This window comes from Caulobacter sp. 10L414 (assembly GCF_056395525.1).
Window position 1 is genome coordinate 1 of record NZ_JBFTJR010000074.1, and the last position, 21,051, is coordinate 21,051.

13 protein-coding genes and 2 riboswitches are annotated in these 21,051 nt (G+C 69.3%); of the genes, 8 read left to right on the plus strand and 5 right to left on the minus strand.

Going from position 1 to position 21,051, the window contains the following annotated elements:
* The 4 genes from AC1DCG_RS22045 to AC1DCG_RS22060 all read left to right on the plus strand — a co-directional run.
* Positions 1-3,522 (plus strand): cellulose biosynthesis protein BcsC (locus tag AC1DCG_RS22045; protein WP_477041672.1); only part of this gene is annotated, 3,522 nt, incomplete at its 5' end.
* Positions 3,519-3,992 carry a cellulose biosynthesis protein BcsD gene (gene bcsD / locus AC1DCG_RS22050; RefSeq protein WP_477031405.1) on the plus strand — a complete coding sequence of 158 codons (474 nt, stop codon included), beginning with the start codon at positions 3,519-3,521 and terminating at the stop codon, positions 3,990-3,992. The genes AC1DCG_RS22045 and bcsD, both read left to right, overlap by 4 nt.
* A gap of 7 nt (positions 3,993-3,999) precedes the next feature.
* On the plus strand, positions 4,000-5,007 hold the full coding sequence (locus AC1DCG_RS22055) for a family 8 glycosyl hydrolase (protein WP_477031406.1): 1,008 nt from the start codon (positions 4,000-4,002) through the stop codon (positions 5,005-5,007).
* Between the two features lie 32 nt (positions 5,008-5,039).
* Positions 5,040-5,363 carry a hypothetical protein gene (locus AC1DCG_RS22060; RefSeq protein ID WP_477031407.1) on the plus strand — a complete coding sequence of 108 codons (324 nt, stop codon included), beginning with the start codon at positions 5,040-5,042 and terminating at the stop codon, positions 5,361-5,363.
* Here AC1DCG_RS22060 and AC1DCG_RS22065 read toward each other — a convergent pair.
* Both AC1DCG_RS22065 and AC1DCG_RS22070 read right to left on the minus strand, forming a co-directional pair.
* On the minus strand, positions 5,360-6,724 hold the full coding sequence (locus tag AC1DCG_RS22065) for a sensor histidine kinase (protein WP_477031408.1): 1,365 nt from the start codon (positions 6,722-6,724) through the stop codon (positions 5,360-5,362). The genes AC1DCG_RS22060 and AC1DCG_RS22065 overlap by 4 nt on opposite strands.
* Positions 6,721-7,383: a response regulator transcription factor gene (locus AC1DCG_RS22070; protein ID WP_165257104.1), complete on the minus strand. Its 663-nt coding sequence runs from the start codon at positions 7,381-7,383 to the stop codon at positions 6,721-6,723. The genes AC1DCG_RS22065 and AC1DCG_RS22070 overlap by 4 nt, the downstream gene beginning before the upstream one ends.
* Positions 7,384-7,437: 54 nt before the next feature.
* Between AC1DCG_RS22070 and AC1DCG_RS22075 the strand changes: the two genes are divergently transcribed.
* The 4 genes from AC1DCG_RS22075 (at position 7,438) to AC1DCG_RS22090 (ending at position 17,029) form a co-directional block, all read left to right on the plus strand.
* Positions 7,438-8,514, plus strand: a complete 1,077-nt coding sequence (locus tag AC1DCG_RS22075) for an ABC transporter substrate-binding protein (RefSeq protein WP_477031409.1) — start codon at positions 7,438-7,440, stop codon at positions 8,512-8,514.
* Between the two features lie 266 nt (positions 8,515-8,780).
* Positions 8,781-8,869: riboswitch (glycine riboswitch) on the plus strand.
* 3 nt (positions 8,870-8,872) lie between these two features.
* Positions 8,873-8,964, plus strand: a riboswitch (glycine riboswitch).
* A 136-nt stretch (positions 8,965-9,100) separates the two neighbouring features.
* Positions 9,101-11,809: a TonB-dependent receptor domain-containing protein gene (locus AC1DCG_RS22080; protein WP_477041673.1), complete on the plus strand. Its 2,709-nt coding sequence runs from the start codon at positions 9,101-9,103 to the stop codon at positions 11,807-11,809.
* A gap of 158 nt (positions 11,810-11,967) precedes the next feature.
* A complete protein-coding gene (locus tag AC1DCG_RS22085; RefSeq protein ID WP_477031411.1) occupies positions 11,968-13,929 on the plus strand; it encodes a S9 family peptidase in 1,962 nt (653 codons plus the stop codon).
* 196 nt (positions 13,930-14,125) lie between these two features.
* Positions 14,126-17,029 (plus strand): TonB-dependent receptor, encoded by a 2,904-nt coding sequence (locus tag AC1DCG_RS22090; RefSeq protein ID WP_477031412.1) that lies wholly within the window; start codon positions 14,126-14,128, stop codon positions 17,027-17,029.
* 188 nt (positions 17,030-17,217) lie between these two features.
* Here the strand turns inward: AC1DCG_RS22090 and AC1DCG_RS22095 are convergent, their stop codons facing one another.
* The 3 genes from AC1DCG_RS22095 to AC1DCG_RS22105 all read right to left on the minus strand — a co-directional run bounded on the left by AC1DCG_RS22095 (position 17,218) and on the right by AC1DCG_RS22105 (position 20,781).
* Positions 17,218-17,472: a hypothetical protein gene (locus tag AC1DCG_RS22095; protein ID WP_476869939.1), complete on the minus strand. Its 255-nt coding sequence runs from the start codon at positions 17,470-17,472 to the stop codon at positions 17,218-17,220.
* Positions 17,473-17,630: 158 nt separating this feature from the next.
* Positions 17,631-18,827, minus strand: coding sequence for a Shedu immune nuclease family protein (locus AC1DCG_RS22100; RefSeq protein ID WP_476869938.1), 1,197 nt, complete (start codon positions 18,825-18,827; stop codon positions 17,631-17,633).
* 115 nt (positions 18,828-18,942) lie between these two features.
* Positions 18,943-20,781: a hypothetical protein gene (locus tag AC1DCG_RS22105; protein ID WP_476869937.1), complete on the minus strand. Its 1,839-nt coding sequence runs from the start codon at positions 20,779-20,781 to the stop codon at positions 18,943-18,945.
* Positions 20,782-21,051: the final 270 nt, after the last annotated feature.

Genomic DNA, 21,051 nt, shown 5'->3' on the forward strand with positions numbered 1-21,051 from the left:
GGCCTGCGCGCCCTGGCCGCCCGCAAGCCCGGCGACCAGAACGTGCAGCTGGCCCTGGGCCAGGCCCTGACCTATCGCGAAGGCAGCCGCCGCGAGGGCGTGGCCCTGCTGGCCCGCCTGGCGGGCGGCGGCGGCGCGGTGTCGGGCAAGGCCGCCAGCGCCTGGCGCCAGGCCCTGACCTGGATGGACGACAGCCCGCGCAACGCCGACCTGTTCGGCGACTACCTGGCGGCCCGTCCCAACGACGCGGAGATCTCGCGCAAGCTGGCCGCCGCCAGGACCGCCCCCAAGGCCAGCGCGGCCGCGCCCGTCGATCCGTCGGCCGGCGACCGGGCCAAGGGCTTCCAGGCCCTGCAGGCCGGCGACGCCGCCGAGGCCGAGCGCCGCTTCCAGGCGGCCCTGGCGCGACGGGCGGGCGACGCCGACGCCCTGGGCGGGCTTGGCCTGGTGCGCCTTCAGGCCCAGCAGTTCACCGAGGCCGCCGACCTTTTGACCCGGGCCGGCCGCGCCAGCCCCGCCAGCGCTGGCCGCTGGAAGGAAGCCCTGACCAGCGCCCGCTTCTATTCCGGCCTGCAGACCGCCCAGGCGGCGCTCGACCAGGGCCAAGCGGCCAAGGCCGAGCAGACCCTGCGGCCGCTGACCGCCCAGACCTATCCCGACCGCCTGCTGGCCTCGAACCTGCTGGCCGAGTCGCTGCGCCGGCAGGGCAAGGCCGCCGAGGCCGAGAGCGTCTATCGCCAGATCCTGGCCGCCGCCCCGACCCAGGCCGAGGCCCAGCAGGGGCTGGTCCAGGTGCTGCTCGACCAGGGCCGCACCGCCGAGGCCGAGACCGTCGCCGCCGCTTCGCCGGCCCTGGCCCCCGACGCCAGCGGCCAGAACGTGCTGCGCGGCCGCATCGACCACGAGCGCGCCAACCAGCTGTGGGCCAACGGCGACCTGTCGGGCGCCAACGCCGCCTTCGAGAGCGCCCTGGCGTCGGCGCCGAGCGATCCCTGGGTGCGGCTCGACTTCGCCCGATTCCTGGCCGGGCAAGGCGAGGCCCAGGCCGCCGAGGGGCTGATGTCCCAGGTCGCGACCGGAACCTCGCTGGAGCAGATCCACGCCTCGGCCGTCTTCGCCGACCAGCAGGGGCGGCCCGCCGAGGCCTTGGCCCAGCTGAACCGCGCGCCGGTCGGGCGGATGACGCCGGAGATGACGGCCCTGCGCGGCCGGCTGGAGATCGACGCGGCCATCGACCAGGCCCGCGAGGGCGGGGGCGTCGCCACGCTGCGGGCGCTCGCGGCCCGTCCGGGCCTGTCGGTCGACGCCGAGGGCCGGCTGGCCTCGGCCCTCTACGACCTCGGCGACCGCCAGACCGCGCTCTCGATCGCCCAGCGCACCCTGGTCGAGGGCGTCACCGAGACGCCGACCAGCTATGACGGCATGGTCGCGGTGCTGGCCAAGGCTGGCCGCGACGCCGAGGCCGCCGCCATCATCCGCCAGGCCGCCACCCGCGCCGGAAACGCGCCCGAGGGCTCCCGCGCCGTCGCCGACCTGACCGCCACCCTGGGCGCCGAGCGGGCCGACCGCCTGCGCGCGTCCGGCGACTTGGCCAGCGCGTTCGACGTGCTGTCGGCCGCCTTCGCCGTGGCCCCCAAGAACACCCGCCTGCTGGCCCCGCTGGGCCGCGTCTATGTCGACGGCCGGATGTACGACGAGGCCGCCCAGGCCTACGGCGTGCTGCTGCGGGCCAAGCCGGGCGACAAGGAGGCCCTGATCGGCCTGGCCGACGCCTCGGCCGGCCGGGGCGACCTGGCCGGCGCCCGCCGCACCCTGGCCCAGGCCATCGCCGCCTCGCCGCGCGACGCCGATCTCTATCTGGCCTCGGCCCGGGTCGAGCGGCAGGCCGGGAACGAGCGCGGCGCCCTGGAAGCCCTGCGCGCCGCTCGGGCCTTGCGCGAGCGCCGCCCGACCTTCGGCTCGGGCCTCGACGCGGTGTTGGCGCCGGGCGGCTCCAACGCGACGCCGGGCGGGGGGCTGGGCCCCAACCCCTTCACCAGCGGCGGCGTTCCGGCCCGCGCCTCGCCGGTGCTGCCGGTGGCGGCCAGCCGCTACGACCTGATGGGTTCGGCCGCCGCCGCGCCGCTGATGGGCGTCGACGTCGCCTCGGGCGGCGACCAGCTGGCGGGCGTGCTGACCCCGGCGGCGCCTGCGTCCGCGCCCACCTATTCGACCAACGGCGAGCGCAACTTCGCGGGCCTGGCCTTCCCCTTCACCGGCCGCAACGGCCGCGCGGGCGAGGCGGCCTCGCCGCGCCCGACCAGCACCGTCGCGCCCGCGCCGGGCAATCCCTTCGTCGCTCCGGCCGCCCGCGATCCCGTGGTCGGCGACATCGACCGCCAGATCGCCGAGATCACCGCCCGCACCGCCGCGCAGGTCGCCGGCTCGGCCCAGATCCGCACTCGCTCGGGCGAGGCGGGCCTTGGACGGCTGCACGAGCTGTCGGCCACCGCCTCCGCATCCGCCAACCTGGGCGAAGTGCGGTTCACCGCCTCGATCTCGCCGGTCAGCATCGACGGCGGCACGCCCTCGGGCTCGGCCGAGCAGCGCTATGGCGGCAACCAGATCGTCAACGCCCGCGCCATCGTCGGCGAGTTCGCGCCTGTCTATCGCGCCGCCTCGCCGCAGAGCGCCTCGGGCGCGGCGGTGAACCTGGCCATGGAAGCCGGTCCGCTGAAGGCCGACATCGGCACGACGCCGATCGGTTTTGGCGATGTCGACGTGGCCGGCGGCGTCACCTTCTCGCCGCGCCTGGGCGCCAATGGCCAGGGCAAGGCCTGGATCGAGCGTCGCCCGGTCACCGACAGCGTGGTGGCCTATGCCGGCGCCCGCGACCCGGTCACCGGCCAGCGCTGGGGCAAGGTGATGCGCACCGGCGGCGGGGTCAGCCTGTCGTATGACGACGGCTATTCGGGCCTCTACGGCGACGCCAGCTACAGCCACTACGACGGCGAGCACGTGGCCGACAACGACGGCTACCAGGTCAATCTGGGCGGCTACATCCGACCCTATCGCCGCGGCGAAACCGAAGTGCAGGTCGGCTTCAACCTCAACCAGCAAGGCTTCGACAACAACCAGAACTTCTTCAGCCTGGGCCATGGCGGCTATTTCAGCCCCAAGACCTTCACCAGCCTGACCGCGCCGATCAGCGTGACGGCGAGGCAAGGGCCGTGGAAGTTCAAGGGCGCCATCGCGCCCGGCTACCAGACCTACAACCAGGCCGGCGCGGCCTATTTCCCGATGGACCCGGCGCTGCAGGGCGAGCTGACCACGCTGGCCCAGGCCGACGCCGACGTCTTCCCGCGCTACCTGGCCCAGAGCGCCAGCGGTTTCGGGATCTCCGGCGGGCTGTCGGCCGACTACCAGTTCCGGCCCGGCGCCAGTATCGGCGGCGCGGTCAACTTCAACACCTTCGGCGTCTACAACGAGACCGCGGTCAGCGTGGGCGTGAAGCAGATCCTCGGCGGAGACGGCGGCCGATGAGCGCCAGCGAGTTCGATCCTCGGTCCAAGGACCTCGGCTACCTGCGCCGGCGGCGGGTCAGCGGCCAGTGGGCGCCGTTCCTGGCGTCGCTGGCCGACGAGCTGGCGGCGGTCGGCGACCAGGGCGCGGTCAAGCGCTTCCTGTGCGCCACGGGCGAGCGGATGGCCCGCCGCCACGCCCTGCCCAAGCTCGAGACGCTGGACGAGCTGGAGGCGCGGCTGAACGAGATCCTCGACGCCATGGACTGGGGCTGGGTGCAGCTCGCCGTGGCCGAAGACCACATCCTCATCACCCATGGGGCCTGTCCGAATGTTCTCGAAGACGACGACAAGCGCGCCTGGCCTCCGCTCATGGCCGAGCTTCTGGCGGGCGCTTACGGCGCCTGGCTGGCGGCGCAGGGAAGCCCGGGCGGGGTCACCACCTGCCGTGATCCCCTGGCTTCGCCGCTGGTGTTCGAGCACCGGGTCTAGGCTGCTGATGGTGGCTCTGGTCGCGGCGTGCGGCGGCTCGGGGGCCTGCGCGCGGCCGCCGGACGGCTGGGCGCAGTTCAAGACGGCCTATGTGCAGCCCGACGGCCGCACCATCGATCCCGAGAACGGCGGCGTCAGCCACAGCGAAAGCCAGGGCTGGACCATGCTGCTGGCCGAGGGGCACGGCGACCGCGAGGCCTTCGACAAGGCCTGGGGCTGGACCCGGGCCAACCTCGTCCGCAAGAACGCGCCGCTGCTGGCCTGGCGCTACGACCCCCGGGCCAATCCCGCCGTCGCCGACGAGAACAACGCCTCGGACGGTGACATCCTGGCGGCCTGGGCGCTGCTGCGGGCCGGGCGGCGGTGGAAGAACGACGAGTACCTGGCCGCCTCCAGGGCCATGCGCGAGGCGGTGGCCGAGCGGCTGGTGGTCGAGGTGGGCGGTCGCACCGTGCTGCTGCCGGGCCTGGAGGGCTTCCGCGGCCCGGCGGGCGTGGTCGTCAACCCGTCCTATTTCGTGCTGCCGGCGCTGAAGGATTTCGCTGCCGAGGACGGAGCTGCGGCGCCTTGGCGCACCCTGGTCGCCGACGGGGTGAAACTGGCTCGGGAGGGGCGGTTCGGCGCTCAGAAACTGCCTCCCGACTGGCTTCTGGTGCGGGCTGACGGCGGCTTGGCCTTAGCGCCTGAAAAACCTCCATTATTCGGTTTCGACGCCATTCGCGTGCCCCTGTACCTGGCCTGGGGGGGAGAAGATTCGCTGGCGCGCGAAACCGCCGCGTATTGGCGCGGAAAGATTCAAGCCCAAAAAGCGCCACCGGCATGGGTCAATATGTCCGACGGTCATGAAGCCGACTTTCCGCTATCTGGCGGGGGTGTCGCCATCGCCGCCCTGGCGCTGAACGACCCGTTGATCCAGGCGCTGCGGGGAGCGTCGCCGGATCGCACGTACTACTCTTCGGCCCTTGTCCTGCTCGCCGAAATGGCGGGTCGGGAGAAGGGAGGCAAAAGACCTTAACCCCGTGCCGCTGGAAGCGGTGGAGCCGAGCCATGGCTGGTGATGTCAACCGTCTCTTCTCGATGATCAACCAGGCGAACCTGCCCTATCAGGTGTTCGAGCAGGTCTTCGACGACGCAGCCCCGGTGGTCGAGGCCCAGGCCGCCCTCAGCGAAGGCGAGGCGATGGCCCTGGCCCTGCGCAACGTCTTCGGCTGCCCTCCGGCCGCCAACGAGGACGCGGTGACCGTCGAGTCCGGCTTCCTCAAGGCCTATTGCGAGCCCGAGCCGGCGCCCGCCCCGGCCGCCCCCGTCGCCGCCAAGCCGGCCAGCGCGCGCCTGGACGACATCTTCCGCCGCATGATCGCCACCGCCTAGTCGGCGGCGGCGAACCTCAGTTCCACCACAAGGCCCGGCCGTGGCGAGCGCGTGCGCGCGGCCAGGCCGATGTCGAGGCGCTGGGCGATCGAGCGCACGATCGCCAGGCCAAGCCCGGCGCCGTTGGTCGCCGCCTTGCTCTTGCCCCGGAAGAACGGGCTGAAGATGGCGCCGATCTCCTGGGGCTCGACCCCGGGGCCGTGGTCCCACAGCGTCAGCCTTGGCCCCGCGTTCTCGGCGGCGACCACCAGCGACACCGCGCCCCGCCCATAGGCGCAGGCGTTGAACACCAGATTGCGCAGCAGTTCCCCGACCAGCACCGCATTGCCGGCGGCGATGGCGGTCTCGGGCAGGCGGCGGCGGAAGATCACGTCCGGATAGTCTCGCGCCACCTCGGCGGCGATCGTCTCGACCAGCAGCCGCAGGTCGCTCTGCCCCTCGACGGCGGCCGCCTCCGAGCGGGCCAGGGCCAGCAGCTGGCTTAGCACCTGGCGCAGGTTGGCCGCCGCGGCCATCGAGTCTCTCAGCAGCGACTTCTGCGGCTCGGTCTCGATCGAGCGCTCGACCAGGGCCAGGTTGGCGATGATCACCGACAAAGGCGTGCGCAGCTGGTGCGAGGCGTCGGCCGAGAACCGCTCCAGCGCCTTGGTGAAGCGCTCCAGGCTGGGCATCAGGTGGTTGAAGGCCGCCACCACCGGCGACAGCTCGGCCGGGGCGTCCAGGTCGCGCACCGGCGCGAAGTCGGGCCGCGAGGACTGGGCGCGGCGGGTCAGGTCGGCGGTCAGGCTGCGCAAGGGCGCCAGGCCCCAGGTCACGGCCGGGATCACCAGGGCCGCGGCGACCAGCACCAGCAGCAGCGGCAGGATGATGAAGTTGAACTGCAGCTCGCGCACGCTGGCGCGGCGGGAGTCCAGGCTCTGGGCGACGGCGACCACGACGGGCTCGGCCACGCCCGGCACCATCACCGTGGCCTGGGCGATGCGCACGCGATAGCCGCGCATCTGGGCATAGGCGAAGTCGGTCTCGTTGGGCGGCGGGGCCGGCGGGTGAGGCAGGTCGTCATAGCCGGTCACCAGGCGCGGCCCCTGCCGCACGGCGTAGAACACCGCGTCGCGCTCGGGGCTGTCGAGCAGGCCCAGCGACCAGGGCGGCAGGGCGACCTTGGCGCGGCCGTCCTCGGCGCCGATCTGGGCGACGATCGAGGCCACCGAGCCGGCCAGCAGCCGGTCGGAGGTCTTTTCCACCACCTGGTGGGCGGCCAGGGCGCCGGCCAGGGCCAGCGCCGCGCCCAGCAGAGCCAGCGGCGCCACCTGGGCGATCAGCAGGCGGGCGACGAGGCTGGGCGGGCGGCGGCGCCTCACGGATCCAGCCGGTAGCCGGCGCCGCGCAGGGTCTGCAGCTGCGGGCCGTCGGGCTGCAGCTTGCGGCGCAGCCGGCCGACATGCACCTCCAGCGCGTTGGGCGAGGCCGGCTGCTCGTCGGGAAACACCTCGGCGGCCAGCTGGCCGCGGTCGACCACCCGTCCGGGGCGCATGGCCAGGGCCTTGAGCGCGGCCCACTCGCGGGGGCGCAGGTCCAGCCGCCGCTGGCCGACCCAGGCCGCGCCGGCCTCCCAGTCGCAGGTCAGCGTGCCCAGGGTGACGATGCGGGCGGCGTAGCCGCTCTTGCGGCGGACCACGGCGCGCACCCGGGCCACCAGCTCGAACGGGTCGAAGGGTTTGAGCACGTAGTCGTCGGCGCCCATGTCGAGGCCGGCGATGCGGTCCTGCACGGCGTCGCGCGCGGTCAGCACGACGATCGGCGTGGAAAAGCCCTCGCGGCGCAGGCGCGACAGGATCTCGAAGCCGTCGATGTCGGGCAGGCCGATGTCGAGGATCATGGCGTCGAAGTCGCCGGGCAGGGCCAGGGCGAGGGCGGCTTCGCCGGTCTCGGCGCAGACGGCCTCGTGGCCTTCGCTCTCGAGGGTGGCGGTCAGCGAACGGCGGAGAGGCGGATCATCCTCGACAACCAGTATCTTCATCGGGGATGTAGCGTCACGACGAAAGCAAGGGGAGCGCCGGCCATCCGACGCCGATTGACAGTCGAGGTCAAGAGACGCCGGGCGCTGGGCCTGATCGGCGCGGCGGGGCTCGCCGGTCTGGCGGTGGCGTGCGCGCCGCGCGTCGAGGGGCAGGCGACCAGCGCCTGGGACGTCATGGGCGCCCAGCGCGAGGGCGAGGTCGTCGTCTACGTCAACACCGGCGTCTACGGCCCGGTGGCCGAGGGGTTCCGCAAGCGCTTTCCCAAGATCAAGCTGACCATGGTCGAGGTCGCCGCCCGGCCATTGCAGGCGCGAGTGATGGCCGAGACCGACAGCGGCGCGCCGGTGGCCGACGTGGCCTGGAGCTCGTCGATGGACATCCAGGTCAAGCTGATCAACGACGGCTACGCCCAGACCTACCGCAGCCCCGAGGCCCGCCACCTGCCGGCCTGGGCGGTGTGGCGCGACCAGGGGTTCGGCGTCACCGCCGAGCCGATCGTCTTCGCCTACAACAAGCGTCTGCTGAAAGAAGAGGACGTGCCGCGCAGCCACGCCGCGCTGCTGGCGGCCCTGCGCGACGACCCCGCCCGCTGGCGCGGCCGGATCGCCATGTACGATCCGGAAAAGAGCGGGGTGGGCTTCCTCTACCTGTCGAGCGACACGGTGGTCTATCCGGACGCCTGGGCGCTGTATGACGCCCTGGCGGGCTCGGATCCCGGGCTCTACGTGCCCGGCGCGCCGATCCTGGCCAGCGTCACGGCCGGCCGGCATCTCTTGGCCTATGACATGAACCGCTCCTACGCAGACTGGTGGGCGCGCGGGCAGGGGCCGGATATCGGCTATGTCGTGCCCGACGACTATTACCTGTCGATCGCGCGGGTGGCGTTCATCACCCGTTCGGCGCCCCATCCCAAGGCCGCGCGCCTGTTCCTCGACTACCTGATGTCGGAGGAGGGGCAGCGGCGGCTGGCGCAGGCGCGGCTGACGCCGATCCGCGAGGGGCTGGGCGCGCGCCCGCCGCCGGGCGGCCGTCCGATACGGGTCGGGCCGGCCCTGCTGGCCAATTTCGACCAGGGCCGGCGCGAGGAAATGCTGGCCCGCTGGCGCCGCGCGCGGGGCGATCGCGACTAGGCGCCCGCATTGCGGGCAATTGTCGCCAAATGTTTGTGCAAATTGACCCGCTGGGCCGGGGCTCAGCCCATTTTTACGGCTCGCGCCCGCGCCGCGAAGCTGTCACCGACCTGTCACGCCCCCCTGATCGGTTGAAACCGCAGGGCGATGGCCGATCCCCCTGGGTTGATCGTCAGGAAGAACGTGCCCGCTCATCGCGGCCGGCGCGATGAAAACATGCCGCTTCCACCGGTTTTGCCGACAGCGGAACGCCCGGCCTAACTGATCCTGCTCTTGCGGAAGAGATCAGGTTCGACCCGACGCCGAAGGCGCAACCGCCCCGGAAACGCTCAGGCAAAAGGACCGCGGAGCACAAGGACGCTGGAAAGCAGGCGCGCCTCCAGGAGGAGCGTCTCGCCGAAGGAGCAAGGGCGCGGTGCGTTCCGAATCTCTCAGGCCAACAGGACAGCGGGGGCAGAGGAACGCCTTGCGGTTTCGCGAGCGGCGCGTGGTGCGCCGCTGGCGGATCGCAGCTGCCGGACCGTCCAGTTCATGGGCGTCCGGGGCGGGGGCGACTGTCGACTGCATGTTTGAGAGGGGATCTCACTTGGCATTTTCACGTCACTCCCGCCGCGCCCTGCTGATCGGCGCGAGCATCCTGCCCGCGGCGCTGGCGCTGCACGGCGCGGCCCTGGCCCAGACCTCGGGCGACAAGGCCGACGACAGCGTCGGCGAGATCGTCGTCACCGCCTCGCGCATCGACCGCGCCGGCTTCCAGGCCCCGACCCCGACCGTCCGCGTCACCGACGTCGACCTGGCCGTCGGCGCGCGCCCGAACATCGCCGCGGCCCTGAACGACCTGCCGCAGTTCCGCGCCACCACCTCGGCCCAGACCACCGGCACCAACACCGGCGCCGGCAACGCCCCGCTCGACCTGCGGGGCCTGGGCATCAGCCGCACCCTGGTGCTGATCGACGGTCGCCGCTTCTCGGGCGAGAACGATCTGAACGTGGTGCCCAGCGTGCTGGTCAAGGGCGTCGACGTCGTCACCGGCGGCGCATCGGCCGCCTGGGGCTCGGGCGCCGTGGCCGGCGTCGCCAACATCATGATCGACCGCAACTTCACCGGCGGGAAGCTGGGCGTCGAGGGCGGCGTCTCGTCCTATGACGACGCCGAGCAGGTGCGCGTCGAAGGCGCCTGGGGCACGGGCTTCGCCGACGGGCGCGGTCACTTCGTCATCGGCGGCGAGTTCCTCAACAACGAAGGCGTGGTTCCCAAGAACAGCCGTCCCAACATCGGCCGCTGGGCCACCGTTCCCAACGGCGACGGCCGCTACAAGCTGGCGCCCGACGTGGGCTTCTCGAACGCGGCCTACGGCGGCCTGATCATGTCGGGCGTGCTGAAGGGCAAGGCCTTCAATCCCGACGGCAGCCTGCGCGACTTCGACTACGGCACGGTCAGCGGCACCAACTCGATCGGCGGCGAAGGCCCCTCGAACGACGACCTGTCGCCCCTGGTCACGCCCCAGCGCCGCTATGCGACCATGGCCAGCGTCACCTACGACCTGACCGACAGCGTCAAGCTGACCGCCGAGCTGCGCCACTCGCGCATGTGGAACGACTACATCTGGTTCGGCGACCACAACCGCGGCAACCTGACGATCAAGGCCGACAACGCCTTCCTGCCGACCGCCGTGCGCACCGCCCTGGCCAACGCCGACGAGACCCAGTTCACCATGGGCCGCTTCAACAGCGACCTGTCGTACTCGACCATCGACTTCGAGCGCGTGGCCACCCAGGGCACGATCGCGCTGGACGGTTCGTTCGGCGACGGCTGGCGCTGGAGCGCTTACTACAGCCACGGGGAGAACGAGAACAACATCGACACCCCCGGGTTCCTGCTGACCCAGAACTACGCCAACGCCGTGGACTCGGTGATCAGCCCGACGAGCGGCCAGGCGGTCTGCCGCATCGCCCTGACCGACCCGACCACCAACTGCGTGCCGATCAACCTGTTCGGCGAGGGCTCGCCCTCGGCCGCGGCGATCGCCTACGTCACCGGCACGCCCAGCATGCGCGAGACCTCCAAGCTCGACGTCGGCGGCTTCAGCCTGCGCGGCGAGCCCTTCGAGCTGCCGGCCGGTCCGGTCTCGATCGCCGTCGGCGGCGAGGCCCGCAAGGAGTCGGTCGATCGCTCGGTCGGCGCCCTCGACACGGCCAAGGCCTTCACCTCGTTCAGCTTCTCGGCGATGTCGGGCAGCTTCACGGTCAAGGAAGCCTTCGCCGAAGTGCTGGTGCCCGTCGTCCGCGACGTGCCGGTGCTCAACAAGCTGGAGGTCAATGCGGCCGCCCGCATCAGCGACTACGACACCACCGGCTCGATCTGGTCGTGGAAGCTGGGCGCGACCAACGAGTTCTTCCCGGGCTTCCGGGGCCGGATCACCCAGTCGCGCGACATCCGTTCGGCCAACCTGACCGAGCTCTTCACCACCAGCACGACGGGCTACAACACCATCGTCGACCCGGTGACCAGCTCCAGCGTCTACGTGCTGACCAACGGCGGCGGCAACCAGGCCCTGCAGCCGGAGACGGCCAAGACCTTCACGGCCGGCTTCGTCTATTCGCCGCCGCAGATTCCGGGCTTCAACGTCTCGGTCGACTACTACAACATCGACATCGACGACGTGATCACCACGATCGGCGCCCAGGACATCGTCACCCGCTGCGCCGCCGGCAACCAGGACATGTGCTCGCGGATCACCCGCGACAGCGCCACCAACGCCATCACCCGGATCGTCTCCACCTACGTCAACCTGTCGAACTACAAGACCGACGGCGTCGACGTGGAGATGTCCTACTCGATGGACGCCTCGCGCGTGCATTCCAGCCTGGACGGCCGCCTGCGCCTGCGCACCGTCGGCACCTGGGTCAACAACCTGACCACCAACGACGGCGTCAGCGAGATCGACTACGTCCGCTCGCAGGGCTACTCGTTCGGCCTGGGCGTGCCGGAGTTCCGGGTCGTCAGCAGCCTGGACTACTCGGGTCCGGTGTTCGGGGCCAACCTGCGGGCCCGCTACATCTCGCCCGGCAACTACAACAACACCGTCGATCTCGTGAACGGCCACATCAAGGCCTACACCTATGTCGACCTGGGCGTGCGCGCCAAGCTGCCCGAGTTCAACGGCTACAACGTCGAACTCTACGCCAACGCCACCAACCTGTTCGACAAGGAGCCGCCGATCGGCTCGCTCTACTCGCCCTACTACGACGTCATCGGCCGCTACGTGACCCTGGGCGCGCGGATGCGCTTCTAGGAACGCCGGGACCGGACGCGTCCGTCGCCCCCGCCGGGCGCGCCCGACCCTGGCGGCCTGGAGCCTTCCCTCAAGGCTCCGGGCCCGGCCGATACCAGCGCCGCCGGCCGGTCCCCCGTGGCCGGCGGCGCCTCACCCCCTCGATTGGTGATTTCCCCATGATCTCGCGCCTTCCCCTGACGCTCGCCCTGCTGGCGGCGAGCGGCGGCCTCGCCATGGCCCAGACGGCCCCCGCAACCGGCCCCGTGGCCGCCGTTCCGGCCGCCATCGTCGCCGACGGCCTGCCGCCGATCCCGCAGGAGCTGGTCTCGGCGACCACGCCCTACCTGCAGGCCCGCCACGCCAACTTCCTGGGCTGGAACCCGGCCGATCGCTCGATGCTGATCAAGACCAGGTTCGGCGGCACCGACCAGGTCCATACGGTGGCCAAGCCCGACGCCGACCGCCGCCAGCTGAGCTTCGAGGCCGAGCCGATCCTGGCCGCCGCCCTGTCTCCCGCCGGCGACGCCCTGGTGCTGCAGAAGGACGTCGGCGGCGACGAGTTCTACCAGCTCTACCTGCTGGTCGACGGCCGCCCGCGCCTGGTGACCGACGGCAAGAGCCGCAACTGGTTCGGCGCCTGGTCGTCCGACGGCAAGCAGGTCGGCTACGCCTCCTCGCGCCGCAACGGCGCGGACATGGACCTCTATGTGGTCGACCCGCGCGATCCCAAGACCGACCGCCTGGTCGCCAAGGTCGCCGGCGGCGGCTGGAACATCGCCGACTTCTCGGCCGACGGCCAAAAGGCCCTGGTGCTCAATCGCATGTCGATCAACGAGGCCATGGTCTATGAGCTGGATCTCGCCAGCGGCGCGATGGTTCCGCTGACCGACCCGAAGGCCAAGGCCTCGTTCGTCGATCCCCACTACGCCCACGACGGCTCGGTGTGGCTGACCTCGGACAAGGACAGCGACTTCCTGCGCCTTGGCCGCCTGGACGCGAAGACCAAGGCCTTCGTCCCCGTCAGCAAGGAAGCGCGCTGGGACGTCTCCGACTTCGCCCTGTCGCCCGACGGCGGCTTCGCGGTCTACGCCATCAACGAGGCCGGGGTCTCGCGCGTGCGGGTGCTGGACCTGGCCAGCGGCGCGGTGCGCACCGTCGAGGGCCTGCCCGGCGGCGTCATCCCCTACAGCATCGGTCCGGCCATCGAGATTTCGCCGTGGGGCGAGATCGGCCTGTCGATGTCGTCGGCCAAGGTGGCCGGCGACGCCTTCTCGATCGATCCCAAGACGCTGAAGGTCACCCAGTGGACCCACAGCGAGACCGGCGGCCTGGATCCGGCCAAGAACGTCGAGCCGCGCCTGGTGGAGATCAAGAGCTTCGACGGCGAGACGGTCTCGGGCTTCCTCTATCAGCCCGATCCGGCCAAGTTCCCCGGCAAGCGCCCGCTGATCGTCGACATCCACGGTGGCCCCGAAGGCCAGACCCGCCCCGACTTCCTCGGCGGCAACAACTATCTGGTCAACGAGCTGGGCGTGGCGCTGTTCTTCCCCAACGTCCGCGGCTCGTCGGGCTACGGCAAGCGCTTCGTCAATCTCGACAACGGCCCGTTCAAGCGCGAGGACTCGGTCAAGGACATCGGGGCCTTCCTCGACGCCCTGACCAAGGAGCCGGCGCTGGACGCCGACCGCTTCGCGGTCAACGGCGTCTCCTACGGCGGCTACATGTGCTACGCCTCGGCCACGCACTACAGCCCGCGCCTGAAGGGCGCCAACTGCTACGTCGCGATCTCCAACTTCGTCACGTTCCTCGAGAACACCCAGTCCTACCGGCGCGACCTGCGCCGCGTGGAGTACGGCGACGAGCGCGATCCCAAGCAGCGCGCCCAGCTGATGAAGATCTCGCCGCTGACCAGCGTCGACAAGATCACCATCCCGCTGCTGGTGGCCACCGGCGGCACCGACCCGCGCGTGCCGGCCTCCGAGGCCGACCAGATGATCGCCGCCGTCCGCGCCAAGGGCGGGCAGGCCTGGCACCTGCTGGCCAAGAACGACGGCCACGTCTTCCGCAAGAAGGAAAACGCCGACTACTACTTCTGGTCCAGCATCATGTTCTGGCGAAAGACGCTGCTGGGCCAATAGCCGGACCGATTGATCCGACCACGGACAGGGCAGGGCGCGGAACCGGGTTCCGCGCCCTGTTTCGTGTTCGCTTGCCGCGCGACAGCGGCGGGGCGCGTTCAAACGCTTGCCTGAATAACAGTGTTCGTTCTATTGCCCGGGCACTTCTCCAAGACCAGCGCCGATGGGCGGGTGAGGGTCTCTGCAAGGTTGTCGGGTGACCTTTCGAAGCGGACATGGCGGCCTTGTGCGGGCCCTGGCGACGGCGGCCTGCGCCTGGGCGCTGGCAGCGCCCGCCTGGGCGGCCGAGCGCACGGCGAGCGTGACCGTGCGCGCCCAGCCGCTGAACCGCGCGCTGGCCGAACTGGGCCGCCAGGCGCAGATCGAGATCCTGGTCTCTTCCGACACGATCGGCGCGCGGCGGGCGCCGGCCCTGCGGGGACGCCTGACGCCCAGCGAGGCGCTGGAGCGGCTGCTGGCCGGATCGGGTCTGCGGTTCGAACGGGTCGAGGCCGGGGTCTATGTGGTGAAAGCCGGGCGCGGCGCGCCGTCCGAGGAAACCTCCGGTCCGGTGGCCTTGCCCGAACTGCTGGTCGTGGGCGTGCGCACCCAGAACGTCGACCAGCGGCGCGATCCCGACGACATCCAGCCCTATCGGGTGTTTGAGCGCAGCACGCTGCGCGCCGCCCAGTCCCATTCGGCCGACGACTTCCTGCAGACCTGGCTGACCAGCAACGGCGACAGCCGCCAGTCGATCCCGCGCACGGCGCAGGGCCTGCCGCCGTCGCGCTCGAACTTCGCCTTCCGCGATCCCAACGCCCAGTCCAGGACCCTGCTGCTGGTCGACGGGCGGCGCATGCCGGCGATCCCGAACTACGACTACCTGCTGCAGGCCGACGTCGGCCCCATTCCGCTGGCCGCGATCGGCCGGATCGAGACCCTGGGGTCGAGCAGCGGCGCCGTCTATGGCCTGGGCGCGGTCAACGGCGTGGTCAACCTGGTGCTCGACCGCGACTATCGCGGGGCCGAGGTCGCGGCCACCGCCGGTGTGGGCGAGGATGGCGACGGCGGCTACAGCCGCTTCGACGCCCGGATCGGCTATGGCGCCGACGACGGCGGCACGGCGGTGATGGTCCGCTACGGCCAGAAGCGCTTCAACGGCGTGGCCTATGGCGATCGGGCGGAGGCCTACGCCCCCCTGGACGGCGCGCTGCTCAAGTCCGGCCAGGCCTACAGCCGGCCGCCGGGCAACGGGATCACCCTGTTCGGCGTCAACGGCCCCTTCACGGTCGGCGGCGTCTCGATGCTGAAGAGCTACATCCCCGCCGACTACGACGGTTCGACGCCGATCGAGACGGTGCTGATCGGCAACGCCGGCCAGTCGGCGCCGGGCCTGGCCCCGGCCCACCGCGACCGCCTGCTGTCGACCGACAGCCGCACCGATGCGGTCCTGGTCAATGTCCGCCAGAGGCTGTGGCGCGGCGCGGAGGCCTATCTCGACTACATCTATCTCTCCAGCCTGGACCTCTATCCCACCGCCTCCGGGGCGTTCTCGACCTGGCTGACGCCGGGCCAGGGAGCGGCGGCGAAGCTGTCGGGAACGAGCCCCGTCGAGCTGGTCGCGCCCGTGCCCTTCGTCTCGGGAAACACCCGCAGCCGGGTGATCTCGCGCCGCTTCACGGCCGGGCTGGTGTTCGACCTGCCGGCGCGCTGGCGCGGCGGCGTCGACTACGCCGTGGGCGGGGCCCGCACCACCACCATCAGCGCCGAGACCGGCTACGAGGCGCTGGCCTGGTCGACGGTGGCCAGCGGCGTGGCGCCCGGCGACGGCCGGCCCGCGCCTAACCCGTTCGGCGACCAGGCCAGGTTCCTGGCCGATCTCTCCCGCTACGAGGCCGCCTGGGCGCCTGCGTCGCCCTACGCCGCCTCGCGACTGGAGGACATCTCGCTGCGCGCTTCGGGCCCGGTCGCCCGGATCGGCGGTCGCGACCTGACGCTGTCGCTGACCGCCCAGCAGCTGTGGGAGGGGCTGCCGCATTTCTCCAACCACCCCGACAACCACGTCTCCGCCCGCTCGCGCTCGCTGTTCGCCGAGCTGCGCGCGCCGCTGGAAGGCGTGGTGGGCGTGCGGGGACTGGAGCTCCAGGCCGCGGCCCGGCGCCAGGCCGGCCACATCCGCATCTTCAACGGCTCGCCCGCCCCGCCGCTGGACAAGTCGGCCGACCTCTATCTGCTGGGCGTGAAGGCCGAGCCCGTCAACGGCCTGATCCTGCGCGCGGCCTACGCCTCGGGCGGGCAGCTGCCCGAGCCGCACATGGTCTCGACCACGACCAGCATGTCCACCGGCTTCGTCGTCGACCCCAAGCGCAATCCCAGCCAGCCCGTCTATGCGGAAGGCTGGTTCCGCTACGTCTGGGGCGCGCCGCCCGATCTTCGCCCCGACCTGGCCCGAACCTATTCGGCGGGCGTGGTGCTGGCCTCGCCGCTGCTGCCGCGCACGCGCCTGTCGGTCGACTACACGCGCATCGAGGGACGCGACCTGATCGTGCAGGCCTCGCGCGGCGCCGACTTCTACATCCTCAACGAGGACCGCTTTCCCGGCGCGGTGATCCGCGCGCCCCTGACCGACGCCGACCGCGCCAGGGGCTATACGGGCGGCCGCATCCTGGAGGTGCGCGACCTCTTCGAGAACAGCGGCTCCAGCCTGATGCAGGCCGTGGATATGCTCGCCGAGCACGATCTGGACCTGGCCGGCGGGCGCCTTGGCCTCAGCGCCGCCCTGACCTGGCAGCCGACGCTGCGCCTGAACCTTCCCGCCGACTCCGGCGTCTACAAGCGCACGCCGGACGGCGGCGTGCCCAGGTGGCGGGGCGCGGTCGGCGCGCGCTGGACGACCGACCACTTCGCCGCCTCGGCCGCCGTCCGCTACATCGACGCCAACGTCCCGACAGCGCTGCCCGAACGCGCCACGGTCGACCTCTCCCTGGCCTGGGAACTGCCCCGGCCCGCCGGCGCGTCGGAGACTGAACTGCGGCTTGGCGTGCGCAACCTCTTCGACCGCTGGTCGGAAGACGACCCGCTGAAGCGCCGCATGGAAGTCTCGCTGATCGCGAGGTTCTAGCGGGCTGTCGGCGCAACTTAACGCCGACCGCGTAAGGCGTTGATTTCATCGGAGTGGGTCGTTTGCCCCCAGTTCGGCGAAACAGCCTAACGCTGACCCTCTGAGTGGCTCACCAACTTAAGATCGGCCCTGGGTCGCAATGAACAGGCTCCGGTACCAATTCGACTTACCGCTACTTTGCCTAGTGGCTATTTGCGGAACACCGGAAGCGGACGGCCTGTCCAGAACACAAGCGCCTGACTTGCGGCAGCCCCGGCAGCAAGGCCGGCGGCGAATTTACCGACCCCCATCATCGAGACGAAAGCCGCAAGATAGATGCCGGTGGGAGAAAAAATCTCGCCAAGTGTCGCAGTGGTGAGCGCTTCTGCATAGGGCGGGAGCACCTTATTGAAGCCGCTTCCGAGCCATGCACCTACGATAGCTAAGTACATGGCGAACGCCACGAAGAAAACGGCTCCCCCTGGACGCTTAGTCACAAGGCGACGCGCGAAGGATTCCTTCCGATAAAGGCGGTGTTTTTGCAAAGAATGATCTCCCCAAGCTATAAGTTTTACCTGGTAAACCTTCTACGTTTTCGCAAGGAGCGTTCGGCGCAAAATCATCACTCGTGTCCGCGGCTATCTGCCGGGACAGGTTGCACAGGGTGGTCGACGATGAACCGCGCGCGGTTGAGCAGTTCGTCGAACGTCAGGATTTCCGGGGATCGCATCTCCCGTCGAAACATTTCGAAGGACCGGAATTTAGCCTGGTTGATGCCGTGCTCGGTCTGGAACTCACTGAGCTGGCCAATGACCAAGAACGACTTGGGGTGAACGTTGAACAGCAGTTCCCCGGTAGGGTCGCCGTCTGTGTCGCTGACCGTTATTGCCCTAGAGAGACGATCGAGAGTGTCGGCTACAGTGGTCTGAACTTGCGCGACGCCGCCGCTCAGTTCCCTGGAAACCGCCCAGGCTCCCGAGCGGTAGGGCTTTGTCTCATCGAGCAGGTCAGCATCGTGTCGCTTGATCTCGACGAAGCAAAGGGAGCTGATGATGCCGCGTGTTTTCATCAGCGCGTCGATACGTTTTCCTGAGCCTGACAAGTCCGCGCCGCGAACGGTCTGCTCCAATCGCCTTTCGTCGAGGCCGGATAGGAACTGGTAGGTTAGCCCGTAGCCGAATATCCACGTGTTCTCTTCGAAGAACGCCTGCCATGTGGCTTCCGGCGTTTTGCCGTATTGGGCTTGTTCGGCCGCGAACGCTTGTGGATCGTTTAGCATCCGCTCGAACCGGTCGAGCTGGCGGCGTCGGTATCCGATGGCCACTAAGTCTCGTTGGAGATCCTCACGTTCGGCTAGCGCGACGAACAGGTCTTGGTTCGTGCTGAAAATTTGATGAGCTTGAGCGGCATCCAGAACGACGGTTCGCACCGCGTCGCGAGATAACTTCCCCTTGCCATCTCCTCCGAAGTCGATCGTTTTCACGCCCGCCATAAACTCCAGAAGCGCATCTATTTCGCGGTTCTGGAAACTGAAGTGGACTTTGTCATGCGGGCCGGAGGCGGGAGTGAACTTCTGAATTGTGAGCGTCTGGACGTTGCGATCATCCTCCAAGATCGTCGCCTTGATTTCCACGCGACCTCCCGGGGTGGCGCGAAGCAGGATCTCGTTCCGCACCTTGGCGAAGCGTAGTGCGCCAGCAGTCTCGACGACGCTTGAGAGGATGCGCAGCGGCTCGCCGATAGTCGGTGCAATTCGCCTCGAAAAATACGTCGTGTTTGGTTGCTTGTTGAAATGGAAGTTGCGTTCGCTGTCGTCCATTGGTCCCACCCCCATCAGCAGCGGTCGAAGCTAGACGGCTGACGCTGTTCGATTCAAGGAGTGGCATAGGTTTGTAGATACAGGTTCGCTTTCAGCCATCGGGTTCCGGGTAGCTTCAGGTGGATCGGCCGAACGGAAACTTCGAAGCGAAGTGTTCCTCAACCGCCGCTCGCGACCAGAAAGGCCCGAGCGTTCTTCCGATGCCATGTTCTTTCGCGAGCGCCTCGCGTAACGCTGGCGAGACGCGCCAGCGCCAACTGATCTCGCGCGAGCTGATAATGCTTTGCCCCAGCACGGCCACCTCCTGGGGCGTCAGGCCTTTGGAGAGATGCTTTTCGGCCAGGAGCCAGGACAAGTCCCGAGGAAAGCAGTTGAGATAGCTCTCGACCTCGATCCTGGTCATTGGCGACCCGGACAGCTCCTCTGACGTAAGGTCCGGGACCTCCAACAGCTCTGGGAGGCGTCGCCCAAGGATCTCCCAGGCCAACGCCTGTGGAATCTGGAGCTTCCCGATGTGGAGGCCAGACGAAATCTCTTCGTCGCAATAGAGAGGGATTTGCCGATCCAAGGCGGCTCGCAGCATTGTCCCCCAAGGCTTTTCTTGGCCGCCAACGCCATGGAAGATGTCTTCGATCGGCCAGACCGGCACTTCCGGAGTCGGAACGCGGCGTATCGCTAAAAGTCGGCCGACCACCTCTTCCGCAGCGCTTCGATCAAGCTGGGTGGTGGGATGCAGCGCCTTCACCATTGGATCCTGGTTTCGAGGCAAGACGCCCAGGCTGACCAACTGGGCAACTCCGCGGACGGGCAATCCGAAAGCGCGGGAAAACTCCTGCAATGACATTCGGCTCTCCAGCCGGCGCGCGCAGCTGCTCACCTCACTTGGATCGAGCCACTGACATTTGCGCACGACGCCCCGGCCTTTCGGTGCCCCCATAAGCCCCTCGTCGATCAGCTTGCGCAGATCCCGGTTCTCCAGCCGCAGTTGCTGTGCCGCCTGGCGAAGCGTGAGCTGTCCGCCGCCTTCTCGTTTCTGGCGAAGCCGCGTTGGCCCGTGCGGACACGGTTCCGAATCGGAAAAAAGCCGCTGATAGATCCCAACCGAGTTGCCGCCGTAAGCCCGGACAGTTTGGAAAAACTTCGGCAGCGCCTCGTTTGCCGCGCCCATCAGGTCGTCAAACGACTCCGGGTATCGACAGATGATGTCCATGCCGGCCGCCATGTAGGCGGTCTTCTTGCTAGGCGAGCACACCCTCAATTTCAGCCGGCTTCGCATCAAGGCAATTGCTCTGGCGAAGACCATCGCCAACTCGAAGACCTCGAGCGGCGAGCAGTTCGCCAGATGAGGCGGGAGCGTCAGGCGTGGGGAAAGCCGCAATGCAGGGTCCCGATTGACCAACCCCGCCATCAAGGCCAGCGGGGCCCGTTGCCTCTTTGGGACCGAAGTTGCTGCGGCGGTCCGAAGGTCGAAACCACAATGATCGCACTGCTCGATCGCCAGCACCTTTTCCCATCCCAATCGCCGCTGACAGGCAGGGCAATGGTCCATGAGAACCTCCCAGCTTTCCGGGCAGAAGGGCAACTGGAGCATCCAACTCGCCCGGTGATATGGCGCCGCGCGTAACGCCGCCGGCGAAACCCGCCGAGCAACCATGCTGACAAGCTCTCGATATCGGGCGAGCTCCGGATCGTGTCGACCGGTCAGCCGGCCCAGCTGCTCTTCGTCCAGCCGGAGACGCCAAGCCAGTGGCCCCCGATCCTCCAGAGCCGCTTGTAGGCCTCCCCCCAACAAGTGGGGGAAGGCCATGCTCAGCAGGAACTGCTTGCGGCTGTCGAAGTGGTTCCAGGCCGCCAGTCGTGCGGTAAAGCCGTGGAAGCTCTCGTTGTCGAAGGGCGTCAGGCCAAATAGCAGCCGATTTTCCCTGGCGACGACATGCTCGACGACCTCCCTCATGCGACATCTTCCTGGGACAGGACGTCCATGGGATCGCGGAGAAAGGGGTTTGTTGCGGTTATGCCATTGGGAATGGCCCACCGATCAACCGCGAGCGCGAGATCGTACTTCTCGATGTGTTTCGGCGTCCAAAAATGACCCCCTGTCCTTGAGGCTTTGATGGCCAGATCGGCGGCTTGTGTAGCCGCGGATCGAGACGGGGATGTTGGTAGTGGAGACGGTGGCGAAGATCCGGCGCGAGCACTTCGCGCGGGGCAAGGGCGTCAAGAC